A 22,285-nucleotide genomic window follows, 5' to 3' on the forward strand; every position below is an offset into this window, starting at 1 on the left:
TCATTTTTTGTGCAACTATTAGTGTTTGTGCGGCTTAGAAAGCGATGGCGCTTTCCGAAAGAATAATTCCGTTTAGCAATTCGGAGGCTTTCATTCTTTTCTTGCCCGGGAACTGTAATTGTAGCAAATTGATATAACCGTTTGATACGGCAACTTTAATTTCTTTTTTGGTCGTTTGAATGGTTCCGGATGCCAGCGAATGATTTGCTGCTTCAAAGGCTGTTTCGTAAATTTTGACGTTCCATTCCTGTCCGTTATCTTTAATATAACACCAGGCTGCTGGGTACGGACTAAGACCGCGAACCAGATTGTGAACGGTTGCTCCGTTTTGATTCCAGTCGATTTTGCAATTGTCTTTGTTAAGCTTATAGGCGGTTTTGATTTCCGGGCTATCGGATTGTATCGTTGTAGTGGCTTCTCCTTTTTCGATAAGCTGTAACGTCTTTAAAACAGTATCCTGTCCGAGTACCATCAGGCGATCGTGTAACTCACCGGCGGTTTCGTTGGCTCCGATTTCGGTTTCACCGCGTAAAATCATCGCTCCGGTATCGATTTTATCATCAATAAAGAAAGTGGTTACACCTGTTTTGGTTTCTCCGTTGATCACTGCCCAATTAATAGGTGCCGCCCCACGGTATTCCGGTAATAAGGAGGCGTGAAGGTTAAAAGTACCCAATGATGGCATTTTCCATACGGCTTCCGGTAGCATTCTAAAAGCAACCACAACCTGTAAGTTGGCGTTAAGGCTTTGTAAGTCTGCCAGAAACTGCGGATCTTTTAAGTTGGTAGGTTGTAAAACCGGCAATCCTTTTTCGAGAGCGTATTCTTTTACAGCCGAATATTTGATTTTTTGTCCTCTTCCGGCCGGTTTGTCCGGTGCGGTAATTACGGCTGCAATGTCATAATGGTTCTGATATATGGTGTCGAGAATTCCAACGGCAAATTCGGGAGTTCCCATAAAAACGATACGTAATGCCTTCATTATTTTAGAATGTATTGGTTTTGTTTGTTAATGGTGATGCGGTTGTGTTCCAGTAAAAGCTGGAGTACAAAGATAGTTGCATCCGGACTTATATCCAGTGTGTTTTCGATTTCTCTGGAAGTTAGTCCGCCGTTTTGTAATAGTATGGTGATTTGTTCGGCCAGTGCCGCCGGATTGGCATATTCCTGTTTTTTGCTCATGCACACCGAGCAAATGCCACATTCCGGAATGTCGGTTTCTCCAAAATAATGGAGTAGAAACTGACTTTTACACTGTTTTTTGTCGGATATATACGCGATAACCGAATCAAGCTGTGTTATTTTTAGCTGGTTTTGCTTTTCAAGGAATTTCGCAAGTAGGTTAATAACCCGATCGTCTTCGCGTACTTCGTTAAAGGTAAGCTGACTATCATTGGCCTGACTTTTATAGTTGATGATGGCTTTTTCCTGTAAAATGTTTAAAACATAATGCACCTTATCTTCGGAGGTGTTGGCTTTCCGGGCAATTAAATGGGTGTTGATACCCACTTCCATATCGTATACACCGGGATAATTTCTTAAAATAGACACCATGATGTCTTCATGTGACTTATTTAAACTGATGTACCGGATGATTTCCTTGCTGGGTAATAAAAACTGAATGCTAATCTTTTCGGAGAAATTGGCCGAAAGACTTAAAACGCCCTGTCGGTCTAAAAACTGTAAAGCGTTGAATGTTTTTAAAACCGGAAGTTGGTATTGCGCGCAAAACCGATTGAGGTTAAAAGCGAAGGTCTCGTTATAACCTTCACCATAAGCAATCTGGAAATAATTGTTTAGTTTTCGGTAAACGGTTTTCAGGTAGTCCTTATCGGGAAGTACTTCTATAAACTGACTTTTAGAAGCGGCAATATCCGACGGAGCCACCAATAATATGGCAAAAGCTTTGGCGCCGTTTCGTCCGGCGCGACCGGCTTCCTGATAATAATTTTCAAGATTATCCGGTAATTGGGTGTGGATGACTGTCTTAACGTCGGGTTTGTCAATTCCCATTCCAAAAGCATTGGTGGCAATCATCACCTGAGCGGCATTGTTAAGCCAGCGTTGCATTTGTTGTTCTTTGTCTTTGGAGGGTAAACCACCGTGATAATAGGCGGTTGTAAATCCAAGGCTATTAAGCTGAGAAGCCATATCGTGACAGGCTTTCCGGTTTCGGACATATATAATAGAGGACTCCTGATTTTTGGTCAGGATTTGTTGTACCCGGTATAATTTATCTTCTGTTTCGAATACCATATAAGCGATATTCGGACGGGTAAACGAGCTTTTAAAAATCGCAGGCTGATCCAATCGGAGTTCTTTGCAAATATCCTCCTGTACTTTAAGTGTAGCCGAAGCGGTAAGCGCCAGAAACGGAACTTTTGGAAAAAAATCTTTTAAATCGGAAACCTTTAGATAAGCCGGTCGGAAATCATGTCCCCATTGTGAAATACAATGTGCTTCATCTACGGCAATAAGGCTAATGGGTAAACTTTTAATACGTTCGACAACCCATTCCGATTGCAGGCGTTCGGGCGATACATACAGGAATTTGTAATTTCCGAATTGGCAATTATCCAGTAAATCAATAAGTTCATCGGTTGGGATTCCTCCGGTTAAGGCAATCGCTTTGATGTCTCTTTTTTGCAGATTTTGCACCTGATCTTTCATTAGTGCTACCAAAGGGGAAATTACCAGGCATATTCCCGGCAATACCATAGCCGGAACCTGAAAGCAAATCGATTTTCCGCCACCGGTTGGTAATAGGGCAAAAGTATCCTTCCCGTCGAGAACAGACTGAATAATGGCGTCCTGCGGGATCCGAAAACGATCGTATTTCCAGTATTTCCGGAGTATCTGTAAAGCTTCGGACATCAAATTAAATAGTATGGAAAACCTTTAAACGGATTGGTAAAGGTCCATTGGTTATTATGAAAGTTTGTCTAAGATAAAAAGAATTCTGTTATCTACAGTATCGCGCGGCACTTCAATCAGGTTATAACCGTATTTTTCGTAGGTTTCTACCAAATGCTCGTGAATTAAAACGGCTTGTTCGTAATTCTCGTAACGAGCGTCGTCGCTGATATAAATGTCTTTCCAGGGTGGAAGGATAAAGATTCGGGTGTAAAGGTGTTCGCGACAGGCAGCATCGAAAAAAGCCGGATACGAATCGCCGATATAATGCATGTAAGCCAGAACGTCGGGAATGCCGCGATCCAAAAAAACAATATCGGCTGCTTCTTTGGTGGCGTTGATAAATTGTTTTTTTCGGCCTTCCAGTAATAATTCGCTAAATAAAAGTGGTTTTTCAAGGAAAAGTTGTTCGATTCCTTGCTTGCGGGCTTCCAGGGTTACCTCACGTGAGATCTCGGGATAACAGGTATATCCTTTATCCGTAAGTCCATTAATCAGTGTGGTTTTCCCTGATCCAGGTCCGCCAATTATAACGATGATTTCCTTATCCACTTTTTGAAAATAAGGCGCAAATTTACATTTTTTTGTGGAAACAACAGAAATAGTTTCTAAATTTATGATTTCGATCGGCTTCAAATTATAGGAGCAGACCTTGATTATTCACAACTCTACCGTATATTTGCTTTTATTTTTATGAAGATGGATAAAAAAACCGAGGAATTTTACCACAGACTTAAAGAAGAGTTAACCAACTCGACACTATGGCCTTCCGAATATTTGTTTAAGTTTATAGTGCCAACCGATGCCGAAAAAGTGAGCACTATAGAAAAATCGTTTGACGGGATGGGCGCCGTAATCCAGACCAATCATTCGAAAACCGGGAAATACACCAGTGTTTCGATAAACGTAACGATGCCGAGTGCACAAAGTGTAATCGATAAATATTTAGAACTCACAGCAATCGAAGGCATTATTTCGCTATAAAGACAGGGAATTATGAGATACAATCCAGAAGAGGCAATACATTTTCTTGAATACAATGCCGAAAGGCCCCATTTGATCATTCCGGAATACGGACGTCATTTGCAAAAGCTGATCGATCAGGCTACGGCAATTGAAGATCGCGACGAGCGTAACAAAGCCGCCAAATACATTATCTCGGTTATGGGAAGTTTAAATCCCCATTTACGGGATGTACCCGATTTTCAGCACAAGCTTTGGGATCAGTTGTTTATTATGTCCGATTTTAAATTGGAAGCCGATTCACCGTATCCGATTCCGAATAAAGAAGTATTGAATCAAAAACCGGAAAAACTGGCCTATCCGCAAAATTTTCCAAAATACCGTTTTTATGGGAACAATATCAAATACATGATCGACGTTGCCAATAAATGGGAAGATGGTGAATTAAAAAGTGCCTTGATCATGGTGATTGCGAACCATATGAAAAAATCGTACCTGAGCTGGAATAAAGACACCGTAAAAGACGAGGTGATTTTCGAACACCTGTACGAATTGTCCGGAGGTCAGATCAACCTGCTTAAAACAGATGAGGAGTTGTCCAACACAACCGATCTGATGCGGGTAAACAAAAAACAATCCAATAAAACACAGTTTGGAAGTAAGTCGAATAATAATAACAACAATAACAAAAAGAATTATTCGAACCAGAAAAACAATAATAACAACAAAAACAATAACCGAAAAGCTTAATTTTCTTTCGAAACATGGGAACATTTAAAATAGAAGGGGGAATCAAATTAAAAGGAGAAATTACCCCTCAGGGAGCCAAGAATGAGGCTTTGCAAATATTGTGCGCAGTATTGCTAACGCCGGAAAAAGTGACTATTTCGAATATTCCCGATATCATTGATGTTAATAAATTGATCACCCTATTAGGGAATCTGGGCGTAAAAATCCAGAAAATCGGATCGAATGCCTATACGTTTCAGGCTGATGAAGTGAACCTGAATTACCTGGAATCCATTGATTTTAAAGATGAAGGAAGAGCCCTGCGCGGTTCGATCATGATCGTAGGCCCGTTATTGGCGCGATTCGGAAAAGGATACATTCCGAAACCGGGTGGAGACAAAATCGGACGTCGTCGTTTGGATACCCACTTCGAAGGATTTATCAATTTAGGAGCAAAATTCCGCTATAATAAAGAAGACTATTTCTACGGAGTAGAAGCCAAAAAACTAAAAGGTACCTATATGCTTTTGGATGAAGCTTCTGTGACCGGAACAGCCAACATCGTAATGGCAGCTGTTTTGGCCGAAGGAAAAACGACCATTTATAACGCTGCGTGTGAACCGTATTTACAGCAATTGTGTAAAATGTTAAACGCGATGGGCGCAAAAATCACCGGAGTAGGTTCCAACCTGTTGGAAATCGAAGGTGTGGAGCGTTTGGGCGGATGCGAACACCGAATTCTTCCGGACATGATCGAAATCGGTTCGTGGATTGGTTTGGCAGCGATGACACAAAGTGAAATCACCATTAAAGACGTAAGCTGGGAAAACCTGGGCGTTATTCCAAATACATTCCGCAAATTGGGAATCACCTTAGAACGAAAAGGAGACGATATCTATATTCCGGCTCATGTGGACGGCTATGAAATCAAAACCGACATCGACGGATCGATCCTTACGATTGCCGATGCGCCCTGGCCGGGATTTACACCCGATTTGCTAAGTATCGTTTTGGTTGTGGCAACACAGGCTAAAGGAGAAGTACTGATTCATCAGAAGATGTTCGAAAGCCGTTTGTTCTTCGTGGATAAACTGATCGATATGGGTGCTAAAATTATCCTTTGTGATCCGCACAGAGCGACTATCATCGGACATAACTTTAAATCGCAATTAAAAGCAACTACGATGTCCTCACCGGATATCCGTGCCGGTATTTCATTACTAATCGCGGCATTATCAGCCAAAGGAAGTAGTATAATTCAGAATATCGAGCAAATCGACCGCGGATACGAAAAAATTGACGAAAGATTACGCGCTATCGGAGCCAATATCGTTCGCGTATAATATAATTAAAGCAGTTTAACAAAAGAGCTGAATCCAGATGGGATTTGGCTCTTTTTCTTTTGGAATATGGAAACGATTACTTTAGTATTACTTTGTGTAGCTGCCTTTGCGGCTGGTTTTGTGGATGCCATTGTGGGTGGTGGTGGATTGATACAAACTCCGGCGGCTTTGATTTTGTTACCACATTATGCGGTGTCATCGGTGATTGGTTCGCTCAAAATACCGGCCTTTTGCGGGACATCATCGGCAGCGTACCAATATATTAAAAAGGTAACGGTTAAATGGCGGTTATTGCTCTTAATGGCTGTTTTGGCTTTTGTGTCGGCTTTTGCCGGATCGCAGGTGCTTACAATGGTTAGTAACGATTTTATGAAACCGTTGTTATTGGTGATTCTGATTGCACTGGCGATTTATACCTTTCTTAAAAAAGACTTTGGTCAGCGTAAGGAACAGGTAGCAATCAGCCCTCGGACAATCGTAATACGTGCCGCGATCATTAGCTGCATTGTTGGATTTTATGACGGATTTATCGGCCCCGGAACCGGAAGCTTTTTTGTGGTCGGTTTTATTTCCCTGTTGGGAATGGATTTTTTACAAGCCTCAACCAATGCCAAACTGGTTAATCTGGCAACCAATTTCGGATCGATATGTCTGTTTTTATTAAAAGGAAAAATTATCTGGATGATCGCTTTGCCAATGGCGGCCAGTAATGCTTTGGGCGGATGGGTTGGCGCCAAACTGGCTCTTAATAAAGGAAACGGTTTTATCCGGATCTTCTTTTTGGTTGTTGTTATCGGAACACTGATCCGTTTTGCATATGATATCTTTATAAAAAAATAAAACCTGTCTGATTTATATCCGACAGGTTTTAAATAGCATTGTTATTCGACTATATTAAGGATCTTCAGACCAAAAACAACACCATCGGTTTGGAAACCATTCTGATAGGAGCGTACATAATCCACACGGAACATACGGAATTTACCCCATCCAATATTATCGAAACCGGCTGTAAACTCCTGATACGGTTTGGTATTCGGTACATTAATCTGATGAAATCCAACTACCAGATTCCATTGCAGTTTGTTTAATAATGGAATTTTATTCATGATATACCCTTTAAAATCGTGTTCGATATGTGTTTCTAAATACGCATCGTTCGTACTATTGGAATAATACGGCAACAGATTGAATACATTCAGATAGCGATCGCTGGTTCCGATATGCGTCTGATTTCCGTTAAAATGTTTATAGTCGACAAACGAAATATTATCCGCATTAAAAAACTTACCGGCTTTAAAACGGATTCCTAAATCCCCTTTATTTCCAAGGCGGGTATTGTAATCGAGCGCACCGGAAACAAGATCATAATTATAATTATCGGAACTTCCGGCAAACGCTTTTTCGTAGGCTAGGGATAAAGTCGGATATTTTTCGTTCGGGATATTCACTTTTCGATCGGGTCTGGAGATGTATTTCTGACCAAATCGGATTCGGGTGGCAATACTTGCTTTTACAAGATTGTGCTTTTCCAGTGCTGCGATCGTATTGTCTTCCGGAAGTAACGGATTGTTCGACGTATATGGTTTGTCGCGTTTAAAAATAACATAATCCGTATTGTTGAATAACGGTTTTCGGGCGGAATACTCCAATTTACCATTTAGGGTAATACCATTAACAACCTCTTGTCCGTAATGGATACTGATAAACTCCTTATTATAGAACTTCGCAAAGTTGTTTTTAAAGAATAAGGTTGTCACCGAATTCAGGATATTGCTAATCGGTTGTGCCGCGTTAAACTGCTGGATACTGCTTCCTCCGGAAATATTCAGAGATGCATTATTAATCGAATTAAAACGGTGGTAAATGTTACCCACAACGCGCAAACGGTTTTCGGCAAAGCCATAATTCAGCTTACTGCTAATGGTGGTGGCACTTCCTTTTTCGTCATCCCAGGTGCGGAACGAAAAACCGGAATTCAGATTCCAACCTTGTACGGTATTAAAATTAACAGACGTCGGATCGATGATACCATCGTAGCTGAAAATTTGCTTTTTAAACGAATTGCGATGGGTATAACCAAAAAGAATATCACTCAGGTTGAATTTATTCTTTTTGGCATCAATGGAATCCAGATAAACACGAGAGGTTCTCAAGGTTTGGATACTGTCTTTTTTATGATAATCGGTTACTTCCTCATCGGTTAATGGAACCGGTCGGAATGCATCCCAATAGGAATTGTCTTTTTTGTTGGCTTCTTTCTGAATCGTAACGATTTCGTTTCGGAAGGTTTTCTTTTCAAAGCTATCGCGGAAAACATAATTATTGAATACGTGCGTAAACTTTCCGGTAAATTTAATCCCGAAAATCCCCGCTGTAAAATCCATCGTCTGAATATTTTTGGCCCAGATTCCGGTTCCGGTATTATAGGTGAAATTCTGAGTTAGTTTCATCGTTTCCATCACCGGTTCCTGCATACGATAACCTTTTATGTCCAGATCTACGGCATAAATGGCCCAGGTGTCTTCTACAATATAAATGTAACCTTCAAAAACAGGTTCTTTGTCGCGCTTCGGTGTGATTTTAATTTTATTGATCAAATGATTATAATTATCGAAAAACGTGCCTTCCAGCGTATACTTATAATAGTTAAACGCATTATTCGCGATAGGCGATACCATATTGATTCCGAAATTGACATAATTCTCGTAAAAATCGTAATGCGTACCACGAGCGGTGTTATAGCTAAAACCTTTGTCATTTCCACTCACTTTGGAGGCGATGATTTCCTCGCGAAGGTTATTGGGTTTTTCGAACGCGATTTTCGAAACCGTTTCCGATAAATAGATGATTCCCGATCCGGTTGAATCGATGGAACCATTCATATCGCCAATTTCCTGCCCTAATATTTTTTTCGGCATATCCTTGACACGGAAAATTCCACGGGAATAAAAATCGGCTTCAAACTTATCCGATTTGGCCATGTTCTTTTTCCGACTGGCAATGGCGCTGCGAATAATAGCATTGGCCGGATTTTCTTTATTGTTGATAACGACCTCGTTCAGAATAAAATTTTCATCGGCCAACGTAACATCCTCTACTATATAAGGTAGCCGGTTGGCGTTAACGGTTATTTTTTTGGTTTTAAAACCCAGACATTGGTAAATAAGGGTATAGGTTCCCTGATCTTTTACACTGATTTCGTAGAAACCGTTGTCGTTGGTTGAGGTACCATTATAGGTCTTCTCAATCAGTACGCTGGCATAGGGTAACGGCTGACCGCTACTGGTAACCACTTTTCCGCGGATCTGGGCCATGGAGAGGAACGTACATAAAAGAGTGAGTAGTGTAATTGTTTTTTTCATCGGAATTGGAAATTAAGGCGTTTCATTATACTAATGACGCTTTAAAATCCAAAAAGGTTGCATGGGCTATAAAAAAGATTGCAATGCGAGATCATAGCTCTGCAAACCGAAACCGATAATAACCCCTTTGGCGTTGGGTGAAATATAGGATTGGTGGCGGAAAGACTCTCTGGAAAAAGTATTGGAAATATGAACCTCGATCACTGGAGTCGTCACGGCTTTAATCGCATCGCCAATGCCAATGGAAGTATGGGTATAGGCACCGGCATTCAGGATGATCCCGTCAAAATCAAACCCTTTTTCCTGGATTTTGGAGATCAGTTCGCCTTCGATATTACTCTGATAATACTCCAGATGAATATCGGGAAAGCGATTTTGCAGGATCTTAAAATAATCCTCAAAAGTTTGGGAACCGTATATTTCGGGTTCACGTTTTCCTAAGAGGTTTAAATTCGGGCCGTTAATAATGATAAGTCTCATGAATGCTTTTTTTTTGTAAAAATAACTAAAAATAGCATTTTATAGCATCTGGAAGGGTTTAAAAACCTGTCAGGTGTTGCGAGTAGCGCGATTAAAAAAGGGATTGTCCGAAAGAACAATCCCTTGATCAAATAATATAAGTGATGTTAAAACATATAACCTAAAGAAAACTGGATGGTCGAGTTTTTGACATCCGCATCTTTAGAGACTTCGGTAAGACCGAGGGCATAGCGGCCCTGAATAAAAATACTATTGGTTATTTTGTAACTCAAACCACCGGCAAGGGCAAAATCAAAAGTTTTGGAATCATTTGAACTCACTTTGTTGCGTTCGCTTACGAGGAAGGAAGCCTGCGGTCCTAATTCCAGGCTAAGTTTGTTTGAAGTCAGATAGAATTTGGCTAGTACCGGAATAGAGATGTAGCCTAATTCATTTTTAATCTGGTCGCCTAATCCTTCCAGTTTGGCACCCTGAGTTGAGTATAAAAGCTCTGGTTGGATGGAAAGGTTTTCTAGTAATTTGATCTCCGAAACAATCCCGGCATGATAGCTGGTTATGGTTTTAAAGTCATAACCTTCGACATTGCCACCGGTAAAATTGGCGAAATTCACTCCGGCTTTCACCCCAAATTGGATCATTTGGGCATAAAAAGGAGTACAAAATAAGGTGAATACTACTAAAAAAAACAGATTTTTTTTCATAAAAACAGATTTTAAGGTTTTTTTAATATTCTTGTAAGATATTGTTGATCAAATATATAACGTTTTTTTATGAAAAATAGTATTAAAATTATTTTTCTTTTGGACATATGTCTTGATCAACGAATAGTTTTTTTTATACATTTGCCTCGTTAATTTTAATAAACAAAACAATCATGAAAAAGATTATTTTAACAGTAGCAGCAGTATTCGCTTTCGGATTTGCTAACGCTCAGGAAGAAGCTAAAGGTGAAGGTTTCTCTAAAGGAGATGTATTCATTTCTGGATCTGTAGGTTTTTCTTCAAATGACAACAAAGCAACTGGAGTAAAAACTGACATGTTCAATGTAACTCCAAGAGCTGCATATTTTGTAACTGAGAACATTGCTGTAGGTTTATCTTTAGGATTTGCTCAAACTAAAGAATCTGATGACAAAACAACTGAATTCAAAGTAGGTGCATTTGGAAGATATTACTTCACTCCAGCTTCTAAATTCTCTGTTTTCGGACAATTAGGATTTGATTATTTCAACAATAAAGTTGAAACTTCTACTCCTCTTGGATCAGTTGAAGCTAAATCTAACGGATTTGACGTAGCTGTAGCTCCAGGTGTTAGCTATTTCGTATCTAAAAACTTCGCTTTAGAAGCTACTTTCGGAAGATTAGGTTACAGAACTTCTAAACCAGACGGTGGAGAAGCTACTAATAACTTCGGATTAAACGTAGATTTATCTAACATCAACTTAGGTTTAGTATACAAATTCTAATTTGATTTAGATTTTATAAAAGAAAACCTCCCATTGGGAGGTTTTTTTATATCTTTAATATACGAAAAAAAATCTGACTCCCTTTTCTTTAAGAAAGCGGAGTTTTTTTTAAGATCAATTTGTTTTTTTAACAGTAAAATTATTATTAAAATGAAGTTTAAAATAACAGTACTTTTCTTGTTTGTTACAAAAATAATTTTGGGGCAAAGTTTTTGTCCGCCAAACGGGATTTCAACCAATCCGGGAAATCCGATTAATCCACAACAAACAAATTATCTGAACCATTTTGATTGGACGACAACCAATCCGTTTTATCCGATCAATTCACAGTGTAATCCCAATGCATTTACACCAAATCCATTCCAGTCAAATCAGCTGGAGTTATTACCGCTTTCACTTACTAAAGATATGAAACCGGAAAACGGATGGGAAATGGTGGCGTATAATTTGGGTTTTGATAACAACAACAACCCGCTATTAGGTCGTCCGGAGCATACCTATGTTATGATGTATAATAAATATACCGGCAAGCTGCGTATTTTGGTAAAATGGTGTCGTAATGTAAATTATAACGGAGCAATGCTGACCTTAAAATTCGCACCGGGATTCCAGACGAATCTTCTGGATATGGCCAATGTTGAAAAGGCTTTAAATACGCCACACGTACAAAATCCATCGATGAGTACGGCTTTGAAATTTTATAACGATAATAATTCCTGGGCGTATGCCGAGTTTAAAATGAACTATGATCCTTGTACCTGTAGCTTTCCAGAATCGTCACGATTGTTATTGTATTCGGAATTGATCAGCAATTCATCGGTAGAGCTAACCGGAAAGATAACCGGAACGATTACTTCTATTTCAGGTGGACAAGGAGCGGCATCATCGGATGGTAGTTTCTGGAAGTCGGCGAACAACATCAATGATAAGATGATGAAAGTGCATACTACGACACAAAAATTTATAAATGGCTATGAAAAAATTTATACCGATCTTGCCGATGGAGGGATTACGATAAATGCAATAAAGACCTTAGGGAATTCAATGAAAGAGAGTCAGTTTCTTAAAGCCGGATTAAAAGCATTGCCTTATGTAAGTAAAGCGGTTAATTTTTTAGAAGGTCTGTTTGGAGGTGGTTTAAGCGGAAGTGGTCCTTTGGAAATAGCGCCTTTAAGTGTGAACCTGGATGTGAGGATACAAGGAACCATTGCAACACAGGATCCAATGCACAATCAGACAATTGGTTTGCCGGGTTCGCAAATGCAAGGGTATTTACCGGGAACTACCGGAGGACAACCGTTATATAACGAAGCTATGGGGATTTTTTCATTGATCAATGCTCCTGTAATGTATTATACGGAAACAAGTACAACAAAAGAATTTATAAATAGAGAAAAAGTAGGGCTTTCTAATCCAAAATATTTAGAAATAAAAAGTTTGTATAATTTTGTTGATAGAAATTATAAACTATCTGGAGACGCTCTTAAATATGCAATCAATCCGGCAAGTGGATTGATGTTGCAAGATGCAGAAGTAATGCTAATTACGGAATATGTTAAACCGGCAATTGAATATTCGAAAGCCAATCCAAACTCTACAATTGTTGGTGTTGATGTCGATATGAATAATGGTTTGGAGATAGCTGGGACTACAAAAGGACCATTAGTTGATGAAGCTGCATCTGTTTTTCAAAATGCATTTAAGCCAATAGGAATAAAAAATTATAAAAATGACTATTCATTTACCTATACATATAGTGTAACTCCTAAGTTAGGTAGTGCAAGGAGATTGGATTACTACCCGAATGCAACGCCAAAATTCTCGTGCTATGGAGGTGTATCTGAATTTTCATGTAATTGGTTAACAGGCTATATGCGACTATTTAGTTATAATCAAAAAATGCCTATTGCAAATAGTTTTTCGTTCTTGGACCTCAGTCATTTTAGAGATAATTATAATGTAGAATCTATAAATCCTAATTTAATCACACCAAAAGACGAATTCCTTGCACCTCGAATCAAAGGATTTAAACTAAAATTTGTCTTAAATCTTAAACGTACGGATAACCCGGATGCGCAAAATGTATTATACGTCGTAACGTATCCGGTTGAATTAAAACCAGCTCCGGTTGGTTATAATATGACAGGATCAAACTATATTACCGATGCGCAGGCTTATGCCGCTCAGGGTGGATTTAATCCGGCGGTACCAACTAACAAAGTTATTCCGGTTACGCAGGCAGAATTGGCTACAATATGTGCGGCTACAGCCTATAAAAACAACAGAATGTCGACCAGCGGTAAAATGGCTCGTGAGGCATTAGGTTTAGAGATGGCTAAAGAAAATAATACGGATGTAAAACCGTTATTGTATCCGGTTCCGGTTAAAGAGCGATTGAATATCGAGTCGAATGATAACGAATTGCTTTCAATTGTCGATTTTTACGGAAAAACGGTATATACTTTTGAATCCAATACCAATCAGGATAAAGGGCAAACGCTATCGGTAGATGTGTCCCGATTTGCCGCAGGGGTCTATATGATGACCTATAGAAATCAATCCGGAGAATTAAAGAGTATCAAGTTTACAATCGAATAAAGATTGATCTCGCATAAAAAAAAACGCCTCCCAAATGAGAGGCGTTTTTTATATATTTTAGAATTTGAATCCAAGTCCGACCTGGAAGACTTTGTTTTTGGCATCGGTATCTTTTACAACCTCATTTAAACTATAAGTATAACGACCGGTTAAAAATAAACCGTTATCAAAGTTAAAGGATGCGCCTATCGCCAAAGCGGTGTCGAATTTGTTGACTTCATTGGTTTCAATCGAGCTGTTATTGGTATCATGGCTTTCGTTTAGTTTGAACCCGAATTGTGGACCTGCTTCCACACTAAGTTGTTTGATGATATACAATTTGGCTAAAACCGGGATATTCAGGTAATCGATTTTGTGTTTGGTGGTATAGGACGTTCCGAGTAGGTTGTAATTGCTCTCAAAACCCTGTTGGGAATACAAAACTTCCGGCTGAATGGAAAATACGTTGGAAACGATTGGAACTTCACCGACGACACCAATATGGAAACCGGTACGATTGTCCGGACCATCTTCGAATTTACCTTGAGTTACAGTGGAAAAGTTCATCCCACCTTTAATACCAAAACTTGCTTTTTCCTGTGCATTAGCGGTTGTGATTGCGGCTAAAAATAACAGGCTGGCTGATAAAAATTTTGTAAATTTCATAGTGTTGAATTTTAAGTTTTTTAACTTTATCCAGAAATCATGCCAAAATTACTTACAGATTGTTTTTGATGCAAACACTACTTGTGAATGACTAGCTGGGAATCGTATATAAAAGAATATAAATCGTATCTGAAACTCGAAAGAGGATTGTCGGAAAATACGATTGCCAATTATGCTTTCGATGTCGAAAAACTTGTCACGCACCTTGAAAACACTAAGCAGGAGGTGTCGCCCTTAAAAATTGATGAGCAGGCTTTACAGGGCTTTATTTATGCGATTTCGGGCGTGGTTAATGCACGATCGCAAACCCGGATTATTTCGGGACTAAAAAGTTTTTTTAAATTTTTGATTTTTGAAGGCTATCGGGAAACGACACCGCTGGAACTGATCGAAATACCCAAAGTGGGGCGAAAGTTACCGGACACTTTATCGACAGAAGAAATTGATACACTTATCGGAGCGATCGATTTGTCTAAAAACGAAGGTGAGCGGAATAGAGCGATGCTGGAAACACTTTACAGTTGCGGATTACGGGTTTCGGAATTGGTGACGTTAAAGCTGTCGGATTTGTTTTTTGAAGAAGGTTTTATTAAAGTAACCGGAAAGGGAAATAAACAACGTTTTGTGCCGATTGGTACGGCGACTCAAAACTATATTGTACTGTATAAAGACAGTGTTCGGAATCATCAGGCGATAAAGAAAGGATTTGAGGATACGTTATTTTTAAACCGTAGGGGAAGCGGATTGACCCGGGCGATGGTTTTTACGATTATCAAAGATCTGGCGGTTAAAATTAACCTGCAAAAAACGATTAGTCCGCATACGTTCCGGCATTCTTTTGCGACGCATTTGCTGGAAAACGGTGCTGACTTACGGGCGATTCAGATGATGCTTGGTCACGAGTCGATAACGACAACCGAAGTTTATATGCATCTGGATCGCAAACATCTTTCAAAAGTTTTAAATGCCTATCATCCACGGAATCATTAGAGAGTTAAATAAAAAAAAGCATTTCCATTGGAAATGCTTTTGTCTTTTTATGCAGGTGAATTTATTTGGCAATATTAACCGCTCTGGTTTCACGGATTACGGTAATTTTTACCTGACCCGGATAGGTCATTTCCGTTTGGATTTTCTGTGAAATGTCGAATGAAAGGGTAGAAGCCATTTCGTCGCTCACTTTTTCACTTTCTACGATGACACGTAGTTCACGTCCGGCCTGAATTGCATAAGCGTTTTTAACACCGTTAAATCCGTAGGCGATTTCTTCAAGATCTTTCAGACGTTGGATGTACGAATCTAATACCTGACGTCGTGCTCCTGGTCGTGCTCCCGAAATAGCATCACAAACCTGAATAATCGGTGCGATAAGCGATTTCATTTCGATCTCGTCGTGGTGTGCTCCAATAGCGTTGCAAACCTCTTCTTTTTCGCCGTATTTCTCCGCCCACTGCATACCTAAAATAGCGTGTGGCAGTTCGCTTTCGGTTTCCGGTACTTTTCCGATATCGTGTAATAAACCGGCTCTTTTGGCTAGTTTTACGTTTAATCCTAATTCAGCAGCCATAACACCACAAAGTTTGGCAACTTCTCTCGAGTGTTGTAACAGGTTTTGTCCGTAAGACGAACGGTATTTCATACGTCCAACGATTTTGATAAGCTCCGGATGTAAACCGTGGATACCTAAATCGATAACGGTACGTTTACCCACTTCGATAATCTCGTCGTCAATTTGTTTCGCCGTTTTAGCGACTACTTCTTCGATACGTGCCGGGTGAATACGACCGTCGGTTACCAGTTTGTGTAACGCAAGACGGGCAATTTCACGGCGAACCGGATCAAAACAGGAAAGGATAATCGCTTCAGGAGTATCATCTACAATGATTTCCACTCCGGTAGCGGCTTCCAGGGCGCGGATATTACGACCTTCACGTCCGATAATACGACCTTTAACATCGTCGGATTCAATGTTGAATACTGAAACGCAGTTTTCCACAGCTTCTTCCGTACCAATACGCTGAATCGTGTTGATGATAATTTTTCTCGCTTCCTGATGTGCGGTTAATTTCGCTTCTTCAATTGTTTCCTGAATATGCGACATCGCGCTCGATTTTGCATCTGCACGCAGGCTTTCTACCAATTGATTTTTAGCTTCCTCGGCAGAAAGACCGGAAATGACTTCCAGTTGTTCTACCTGGCTTTTATGAAGCTTTTCGATTTCAGCTTGCTTTTTATCAAGAACGTCAATACGGTTGTTGTAATCGGCAATTTTGTTTTCCAGTTCATCGTTGCTTTTTTTGGCTTTAGCCAACTCGTTCGATACCTGTGATTCTTTGTCGCGGGTTCTTTTCTCAGCTTCGGCAATTTTTTTGTCGCGACCTAAAATTACCTGTTCGTGTTCTGCTTTTAATTCAATGAATTTTTCCTTCGCCTGAAGAATTTTATCTTTTTTGATCGCTTCACCTTCTGTTTTAGCGTCTTTTATCAGGGAAGCTGCTTCACTTTTTGCATTTTTAATCAATGCGGAAGCATTGATTTTTTCTAAATACTTAGCAATTCCAAAACCGATTCCTGTTCCTGCAATACAGCAAATAATTATTATAAGTGTTGTGCTCATGGTGTGTTTGAAAGTTATATATAAAAAAAAGCCTACATTAGGGTTATTGCATAAACTCGTAAAGACAAGTTTTGAGCTAACTCGTTGTTCAAGGATCTGTTCAGGACAGCTTGCTTTAGAAACGATGATTCGCTCATTTTAATTTGTTAGTGTTGAGTTTATCAAATAGGTACTAATGTAGGCAGTATCTTAATCTATTTAAAGAACGTGTTTATTTTGATAGAATCGAATTCAGATGGTCATCCATTTTTTTTAAGCGATCAAAAGCATCTTGAAAATCGGTGGATTTATCAATTTGTTTTTGTTCTAATTGAGAGGCAAACTGTAAAGCGCACATGGCTAAAACGTCCTGTTTGTCGCGCACGGCATAGTTTTCCTCGAATTGTTTAATCATTGTATCAATCTTTTTGGAAGCACTTCGGAGTCCTTCTTCCTGAGTGTAATCCACAGTTAGCGGGTAAACCCTGTCGGCGATAGATATCTTTATTTTGAGCTTGTCATCCATAAGCTTTCTATTCCGATAGCTGTGCTATACAATAATCAATTTCGCGTATTAATGAATTTATTTTGAGTTTCGTTTCTCTCTTGTTATCTTCACTGCCTAATAATGAATTCGCCATTTTCAGGTTTTCATACTGCGCCTGTAGGGCGGTAATTTCCTCTTTTTGACGGTTTATTGCTGCTGTTGATCTCGATAATTCATTTCGCAATTCCTGATTCTGTTTTTCAAGGCTATCCATTTTTAGGAGGAGCCTGGAAAACTTATGTTCAAGAGAATCAATGATTTCCGATAATCCATTCATTGCAGACTGATTTCATTATATGATTTTACAAAGTTAGCATTCCTGATGAGAAATACCAATAGTTTTGCTAAAAAAAAGGAAAATCTTTGGCTGTATTTGGTAATAATTTGTCTTATAGTTAGTTAAGTTTTTGCAGTATTTTTAGTTTGTTTTATATTTGTTTTTTATATTAGCCTAAATTCGTTTTATGAGACTGTTGTTGTTTTTCTGCTTCTCTTTTTTGTGTTGTTTTTCGCAAAATCAATATCCAAAGGATTATTTCCGATCACCACTTGATATTCCATTACAATCGTCCGGAACTTTCGGAGAATTGCGTGGCAATCATTTTCATTCGGGACTGGATTATAAAACACAACAGCGTACCGGTTTGCCGGTTTTTGCTGTAGCCGACGGCTATGTTTCCCGAATAAAAGTTTCTACGTTTGGTTATGGACATGCATTATACATCACACATCCCAATGGAGTGACTACGGTATATGGCCATCTAAAGGCATATTCCGGTAAAATCGGGGAGTATGTGCGTAAAAAGCAATATGCTCAGAAAAAATTTGAAATCGAATTGTTTCCATTGGCTTCGGAATTGCCGGTTGCCAAAAGCGAGTTAATTGCATTATCGGGAAATACCGGTGGATCGGGTGGCCCGCACCTTCATTTTGAATATCGGGATACCAAAACGGAAAAAACACTCAATCCGTTACTGTTTGGTATGGATAAGGAGACAACCGATACCAAAGCGCCGACCGTAAATGGGATCGTCGTTTATCCGATCAGTGATGACGCCGTGGTAAATCAGTCGCAAAACCCGATATTGGTAAACTTGTCGCTTCAAAAAGACGGTTCTTATATGGGAAGTAAAGTCATGGGAAAAGGTGCTATAGGCTTTTCTCTGGATGCGTATGATACGTCCGATAATAACTATAGTAAAAACGGAATTTATAAAGTGGAAACCTTTTTAAACGGTACCAAACTTTATGGCTATCAGTTTGATGCTTTTTCGTTTGACGAATCGCGTTATATCAATAATTTTATCGATTTCGAACGTTATAAAAAAACAAAACTCCGCTATCAAAAGCTGTTTTACAAAAAGAGCTATCCGTTTTCGATTATCAGTGATAATGCTAAAAACGGACAGATTACGGTAAAAGAAAAAGATACATTTTCCTACCGTATCGAAGTGTCCGATTTTCACAATAACAAAACGATCATTAATATTCCGGTAGTTTATGCGGATCAGCCGGTAAAATTCCCGCGTAAAGAAGTTACCACACCCTATTTTATCAAAGCGAGCAACGATCATAATTTTACAAAAGACAATATTTCGGTATTTGTACCGGCAAATGCTTTCTACGAAGATTTTTACCTGCGTTTTGACGTGAAAAACAACGTGCTGGATTTGCATGATGATACCGTTCCGGCACATAACAATATTACAATCACGTTCGATGTTAAAGGAATACCGAATCTGGATTATAAAAAAAGTTTTATCGGGCGGATGGATGGTAGTAAGCCCGAATATTTTACGACAACCAAAAAAGGAGATTTGTTTTCCATCCGTACCAAAGACCTGGGGAAATTTATGCTGATGCAGGACAGTGTCGGACCGAGAATATACAAACCGAATTTTACCACCGGCAGTACGATCGATAAACTGGATACGATTAGCGTGCACATTCAGGACGATTTATCCGGAATTAAAGAATACAACGGTTACCTGAATGGGAAGTGGATTTTAATGAAATACGACTATAAAACCAAATTACTGGTACACGATCTGAACGATATGATTTATGACGACGGAAGGAATGATTTGAAAATTATTGTGTCCGATAATATAGGAAATTCCACTACCTTTGAAACGCACTTTTTTAAAACCTTAAAACCAACCTCTCTTGAAAAGAATAATTGATTTTATTGCGATTTGTATTTTATTTATTGGTTTTGGCGCTTATGCACAAACGGCTCGGGTAAAAGGGATTCTTTTGGACGAGTCTAATAAACCAATAGCAAAAGCATCTGTTAAAACCAATACCGCTTCCGTTATATCAAATGAAAACGGTTTTTTTCAAATCACAGTACCGGCCAATCAGAAGATAACGATCGAGATTACACACGTTAGTTACAAAAAAGTAGCGACGGTTCTGTCGTTAAAACCCAATGAAGATTATGAACTAAACGTGGTGTTAAACCAGCGTGCGGAACAATTGGGGGAAGTGGTTGTGTCGAAAGGAGGACGTAAAAGAGTAGAAGGAATTACAACCATCGCGCCGGAAGTGATCCGGACAATTCCGGGAGCCAATGCCGGAGTAGAAAATATATTAAAAACCCTTCCGGGGGTTTATTCCAACAACGAATTGAGTACGCAATATGCCGTTCGGGGAGGAAATTACGACGAAAACCTGGTGTATGTCAACGAAATTGAAGTATACCGCCCGTTTTTGATTCGTTCCGGTCAGCAGGAAGGATTGAGTTTTACCAATACGGAAATGGTTCAGAATGTTGATTTTTCTGCCGGAGGATTTCAGGCCAAATACGGCGATAAATTATCATCGGTATTGGATATTACCTATCGTCGTCCAACGAAATTCCAGGCGGCTTTCGATGCCAGTTTATTAGGCGGAAGTGCTACGGTGGATCTGGTTTCCAAAAATCAGAAATGGACTAATATCACCGGAGTGCGTTACCGCGATAACAGTCTTTTGGTAAAAAGTCAGGAAACCGAAACAAACTTCCGACCAACATTTGTTGACGTACAAACATTGATCAATTTTGATGCATCCACCAAATGGCAATGGAGCTTTTTGGGGAACATCTCACAAAACCGCTATAACTACCAACCCATATCGCGTCAGACAAATTTTGGAACGATCGATAATCCGATCGCTTTACAAGTTTTCTATAACGGACAAGAAAAAGACCGCTATCTGACTTTATTTGGGGCGTTGAAATCCGTATATCAGGTAAGCGACGATTTTAAACTGAAGTTTATCGGATCGGCTTATCATACGCAGGAACAGGAACATTTCGATATCCAGGCGCAATATGCTTTGGGCGAAGTGGATAGTAATATCGGATCGGAAACCTTTGGTGACGTCGTGTATTCCCGTGGTGTAGGATCGCAATTAAGTCATGCCCGTAACAATCTGGATGCGCTTATTTTTAACGGAGAAGTAAAAGGATTTCATTCGTCTAAAACCAGTGAACATCAGGTGGAATGGGGCTTGAAATTTACAAAAGAAGATATTCGCGACCGTATTGTAGAATGGGAAGCGATCGACTCGGCCGGGTTTTCATTACCGGCACCGATTTTGGATATTCCACATGATCAACCTTATACGCCGTATACCGGACCTTTGGCACCGTATCAGAATGTACGGGCGACCAATTTTGTACAGATCAACCGTTTTTCGGGTTATGCCCAATGGAATTACCGCGGGGAAATCGGAACAGCCGAATATTGGGTGAATGCCGGAGTTCGGGCGCATCAATGGCAGGTGAGTGGGGATAATATTACGACCGGCGACAGTCAGTTTGTGATTAGTCCGAGAGTGCAGTTTGCTATAAAACCGGCCTGGGTAATGGATATGTTGTTCCGTTTGTCAGGAGGAGTCTATCATCAACCGCCATTTTATCGTGAGCTACGTGACGCTGATGGGGTTGTGCAGCCTAATGTAAAAGCGCAACAATCCGTTCATATTGTATTGGGGAACGACTATAGTTTTAAAATGTGGGGAAGGCCGTTTAAGTTGATATCAGAAGCCTATTATAAAAACCTGTCGGATGTGAATACCTATACGATTGACAATGTGCGCATTCGTTATAGCGCCAATAATGATGCTACGGCCTATGTATATGGAGCTGATTTCCGTTTAAACGGGGAATTTGTTCCCGGAACGGAATCCTGGTTTAGTTTTGGTTATCTGAAAACGGAAGAAAATCAGGACGGCCGTGGTTATATCGCCCGACCAACTGATCAGCGTTTAAAATTCGGATTGTTGTTTCAGGACTATATGCCGAACATTCCGAACCTGAAAATGTACCTGAATGTAGTGTATAATACCGGATTACCCGGTGGTTCGCCTTCGTATGCTGATCCGTATGATTACCAGTTGCGACTAAAAGACTACCGCAGAGCCGATGCCGGTTTTTCCTATGTTTTTAAAGATACAACAATCAAATCGACTAAAAACTGGTTAAAACCGTTTCAGGAAGTGGCTTTGGGATTTGAAATTTTTAACCTTTTCAACAACCAGAATGCTATTACCAATACCTGGGTGCGCGATGTTTATACGAAGAGCCAATACGGAATTCCGAATTATATGACAACCCGTACGTTCAATTTAAAATTGAATGTAAGATTGTAGTTC

At 39.6% G+C, this 22,285-nt stretch carries 19 protein-coding genes and 1 other RNA gene; 9 read left to right on the forward strand and 11 right to left on the reverse strand.

Translation table 11 applies throughout. The annotated features are described in order from the left end of the window. Window positions 1–34: 34 nt before the first annotated feature. Genes fmt through E6C50_RS06325 form a run of 3 tightly spaced genes read right to left on the reverse strand, consistent with a single transcriptional unit; the run spans window position 35 to window position 3,465 of the window. Complete coding sequence (gene fmt / locus E6C50_RS06315; RefSeq protein WP_136402360.1) at window positions 35–982, reverse strand: methionyl-tRNA formyltransferase; 948 nt, start codon at window positions 980–982, stop codon at window positions 35–37. Continuing rightward, a complete protein-coding gene (locus E6C50_RS06320; RefSeq protein ID WP_136402361.1) occupies window positions 982–2,874 on the reverse strand; it encodes a RecQ family ATP-dependent DNA helicase in 1,893 nt (630 codons plus the stop codon). The genes fmt and E6C50_RS06320 overlap by 1 nt, the downstream gene beginning before the upstream one ends. A gap of 54 nt (window positions 2,875–2,928) precedes the next feature. Then, entirely contained in the window at window positions 2,929–3,465 is a 537-nt protein-coding gene (locus E6C50_RS06325; protein WP_136402362.1) for an AAA family ATPase, read from the reverse strand. 147 nt (window positions 3,466–3,612) lie between these two features. On the opposite strand from E6C50_RS06325, the gene E6C50_RS06330 reads away from it, so the two are divergent. The 4 genes from E6C50_RS06330 (at window position 3,613) to E6C50_RS06345 (ending at window position 6,788) form a co-directional block, all read left to right on the forward strand. Next, window positions 3,613–3,897 carry a DUF493 family protein gene (locus E6C50_RS06330; RefSeq protein WP_136402363.1) on the forward strand — a complete coding sequence of 95 codons (285 nt, stop codon included), beginning with the start codon at window positions 3,613–3,615 and terminating at the stop codon, window positions 3,895–3,897. A 12-nt stretch (window positions 3,898–3,909) separates the two neighbouring features. Further along, window positions 3,910–4,626: a DUF4290 domain-containing protein gene (locus E6C50_RS06335; RefSeq protein ID WP_136402364.1), complete on the forward strand. Its 717-nt coding sequence runs from the start codon at window positions 3,910–3,912 to the stop codon at window positions 4,624–4,626. Window positions 4,627–4,640: 14 nt separating this feature from the next. Further along, window positions 4,641–5,948 (forward strand): UDP-N-acetylglucosamine 1-carboxyvinyltransferase, encoded by a 1,308-nt coding sequence (gene murA / locus E6C50_RS06340; RefSeq protein ID WP_136402365.1) that lies wholly within the window; start codon window positions 4,641–4,643, stop codon window positions 5,946–5,948. A 66-nt stretch (window positions 5,949–6,014) separates the two neighbouring features. Beyond that, entirely contained in the window at window positions 6,015–6,788 is a 774-nt protein-coding gene (locus E6C50_RS06345) for a sulfite exporter TauE/SafE family protein (RefSeq protein WP_136402366.1), read from the forward strand. A 41-nt stretch (window positions 6,789–6,829) separates the two neighbouring features. Here E6C50_RS06345 and E6C50_RS06350 read toward each other — a convergent pair whose 3' ends face one another. The 3 genes from E6C50_RS06350 to E6C50_RS06360 all read right to left on the reverse strand — a co-directional run bounded on the left by E6C50_RS06350 (window position 6,830) and on the right by E6C50_RS06360 (window position 10,494). Next, complete coding sequence (locus E6C50_RS06350; RefSeq protein WP_136402367.1) at window positions 6,830–9,313, reverse strand: DUF5686 and carboxypeptidase regulatory-like domain-containing protein; 2,484 nt, start codon at window positions 9,311–9,313, stop codon at window positions 6,830–6,832. 66 nt (window positions 9,314–9,379) lie between these two features. Continuing rightward, window positions 9,380–9,793, reverse strand: coding sequence for a type II 3-dehydroquinate dehydratase (gene aroQ / locus E6C50_RS06355; RefSeq protein WP_136402368.1), 414 nt, complete (start codon window positions 9,791–9,793; stop codon window positions 9,380–9,382). Window positions 9,794–9,939: 146 nt separating this feature from the next. Beyond that, window positions 9,940–10,494: a porin family protein gene (locus tag E6C50_RS06360; RefSeq protein WP_136402369.1), complete on the reverse strand. Its 555-nt coding sequence runs from the start codon at window positions 10,492–10,494 to the stop codon at window positions 9,940–9,942. A 173-nt stretch (window positions 10,495–10,667) separates the two neighbouring features. Between E6C50_RS06360 and E6C50_RS06365 the strand changes: the two genes are divergently transcribed. Together E6C50_RS06365 and E6C50_RS06370 are read left to right on the forward strand one after the other, a co-directional pair. Next, entirely contained in the window at window positions 10,668–11,258 is a 591-nt protein-coding gene (locus E6C50_RS06365; RefSeq protein ID WP_136402370.1) for an outer membrane beta-barrel protein, read from the forward strand. Between the two features lie 150 nt (window positions 11,259–11,408). Beyond that, window positions 11,409–13,856 (forward strand): T9SS type A sorting domain-containing protein, encoded by a 2,448-nt coding sequence (locus E6C50_RS06370; protein ID WP_136402371.1) that lies wholly within the window; start codon window positions 11,409–11,411, stop codon window positions 13,854–13,856. Window positions 13,857–13,913: 57 nt separating this feature from the next. On the opposite strand, the gene E6C50_RS06375 is transcribed toward E6C50_RS06370, so the two are convergent. Then, window positions 13,914–14,501, reverse strand: coding sequence for a porin family protein (locus tag E6C50_RS06375; protein WP_136402372.1), 588 nt, complete (start codon window positions 14,499–14,501; stop codon window positions 13,914–13,916). Between the two features lie 87 nt (window positions 14,502–14,588). On the opposite strand from E6C50_RS06375, the gene xerD reads away from it, so the two are divergent. Then, window positions 14,589–15,491, forward strand: coding sequence for a site-specific tyrosine recombinase XerD (gene xerD, locus E6C50_RS06380; RefSeq protein ID WP_136402373.1), 903 nt, complete (start codon window positions 14,589–14,591; stop codon window positions 15,489–15,491). Between the two features lie 61 nt (window positions 15,492–15,552). Here xerD and rny read toward each other — a convergent pair whose 3' ends face one another. From rny to E6C50_RS06400, 4 genes are all read right to left on the reverse strand, one after another. Beyond that, a complete protein-coding gene (rny, locus tag E6C50_RS06385; protein ID WP_136402374.1) occupies window positions 15,553–17,118 on the reverse strand; it encodes a ribonuclease Y in 1,566 nt (521 codons plus the stop codon). Between the two features lie 52 nt (window positions 17,119–17,170). After that, window positions 17,171–17,276, reverse strand: a non-coding RNA gene (gene ssrS, locus E6C50_RS06390) — 6S RNA. A 53-nt stretch (window positions 17,277–17,329) separates the two neighbouring features. Next, the gene (locus tag E6C50_RS06395; protein WP_136402375.1) at window positions 17,330–17,623 is read right to left on the reverse strand and encodes a cell division protein ZapA; all 294 of its coding nucleotides are present in this window, start codon (window positions 17,621–17,623) and stop codon (window positions 17,330–17,332) included. Between the two features lie 7 nt (window positions 17,624–17,630). Further along, complete coding sequence (locus E6C50_RS06400) at window positions 17,631–17,921, reverse strand: hypothetical protein (RefSeq protein ID WP_136402376.1); 291 nt, start codon at window positions 17,919–17,921, stop codon at window positions 17,631–17,633. Window positions 17,922–18,108: 187 nt separating this feature from the next. On the opposite strand from E6C50_RS06400, the gene E6C50_RS06405 reads away from it, so the two are divergent. After that, window positions 18,109–19,827 carry a M23 family metallopeptidase gene (locus E6C50_RS06405; RefSeq protein ID WP_136402377.1) on the forward strand — a complete coding sequence of 573 codons (1,719 nt, stop codon included), beginning with the start codon at window positions 18,109–18,111 and terminating at the stop codon, window positions 19,825–19,827. After that, entirely contained in the window at window positions 19,811–22,282 is a 2,472-nt protein-coding gene (locus E6C50_RS06410) for a TonB-dependent receptor (protein WP_230978967.1), read from the forward strand. Before E6C50_RS06405 ends, E6C50_RS06410 begins: the two co-directional genes overlap by 17 nt. Window positions 22,283–22,285 lie beyond the last annotated feature (3 nt).

This window comes from Flavobacterium supellecticarium (assembly GCF_004801375.1).
GTDB lineage: Bacteria > Bacteroidota > Bacteroidia > Flavobacteriales > Flavobacteriaceae > Flavobacterium > Flavobacterium supellecticarium.

Bases quoted from the DNA above. Each gene is read 5' to 3' on its own strand.
- E6C50_RS06405 (WP_136402377.1), top strand. From the start codon at position 18,109: ATGAGACTGTTGTTGTTTTTCTGCTTCTCTTTTTTGTGTTGTTTTTCG.
- E6C50_RS06370 (WP_136402371.1), top strand. From the start codon at position 11,409: ATGAAGTTTAAAATAACAGTACTTTTCTTGTTTGTTACAAAAATAATT.
- E6C50_RS06360 (WP_136402369.1), bottom strand. From the start codon at position 10,494: ATGAAAAAAAATCTGTTTTTTTTAGTAGTATTCACCTTATTTTGTACT.
- xerD (WP_136402373.1), top strand. From the start codon at position 14,589: ATGACTAGCTGGGAATCGTATATAAAAGAATATAAATCGTATCTGAAA.
- E6C50_RS06395 (WP_136402375.1), bottom strand. From the start codon at position 17,623: ATGGATGACAAGCTCAAAATAAAGATATCTATCGCCGACAGGGTTTAC.
- murA (WP_136402365.1), top strand. From the start codon at position 4,641: ATGGGAACATTTAAAATAGAAGGGGGAATCAAATTAAAAGGAGAAATT.
- fmt (WP_136402360.1), bottom strand. From the start codon at position 982: ATGAAGGCATTACGTATCGTTTTTATGGGAACTCCCGAATTTGCCGTT.
- E6C50_RS06365 (WP_136402370.1), top strand. From the start codon at position 10,668: ATGAAAAAGATTATTTTAACAGTAGCAGCAGTATTCGCTTTCGGATTT.
- E6C50_RS06320 (WP_136402361.1), bottom strand. From the start codon at position 2,874: ATGTCCGAAGCTTTACAGATACTCCGGAAATACTGGAAATACGATCGT.
- E6C50_RS06350 (WP_136402367.1), bottom strand. From the start codon at position 9,313: ATGAAAAAAACAATTACACTACTCACTCTTTTATGTACGTTCCTCTCC.
- E6C50_RS06400 (WP_136402376.1), bottom strand. From the start codon at position 17,921: ATGAATGGATTATCGGAAATCATTGATTCTCTTGAACATAAGTTTTCC.
- aroQ (WP_136402368.1), bottom strand. From the start codon at position 9,793: ATGAGACTTATCATTATTAACGGCCCGAATTTAAACCTCTTAGGAAAA.
- rny (WP_136402374.1), bottom strand. From the start codon at position 17,118: ATGAGCACAACACTTATAATAATTATTTGCTGTATTGCAGGAACAGGA.
- E6C50_RS06335 (WP_136402364.1), top strand. From the start codon at position 3,910: ATGAGATACAATCCAGAAGAGGCAATACATTTTCTTGAATACAATGCC.
- E6C50_RS06345 (WP_136402366.1), top strand. From the start codon at position 6,015: ATGGAAACGATTACTTTAGTATTACTTTGTGTAGCTGCCTTTGCGGCT.
- E6C50_RS06375 (WP_136402372.1), bottom strand. From the start codon at position 14,501: ATGAAATTTACAAAATTTTTATCAGCCAGCCTGTTATTTTTAGCCGCA.
- E6C50_RS06330 (WP_136402363.1), top strand. From the start codon at position 3,613: ATGGATAAAAAAACCGAGGAATTTTACCACAGACTTAAAGAAGAGTTA.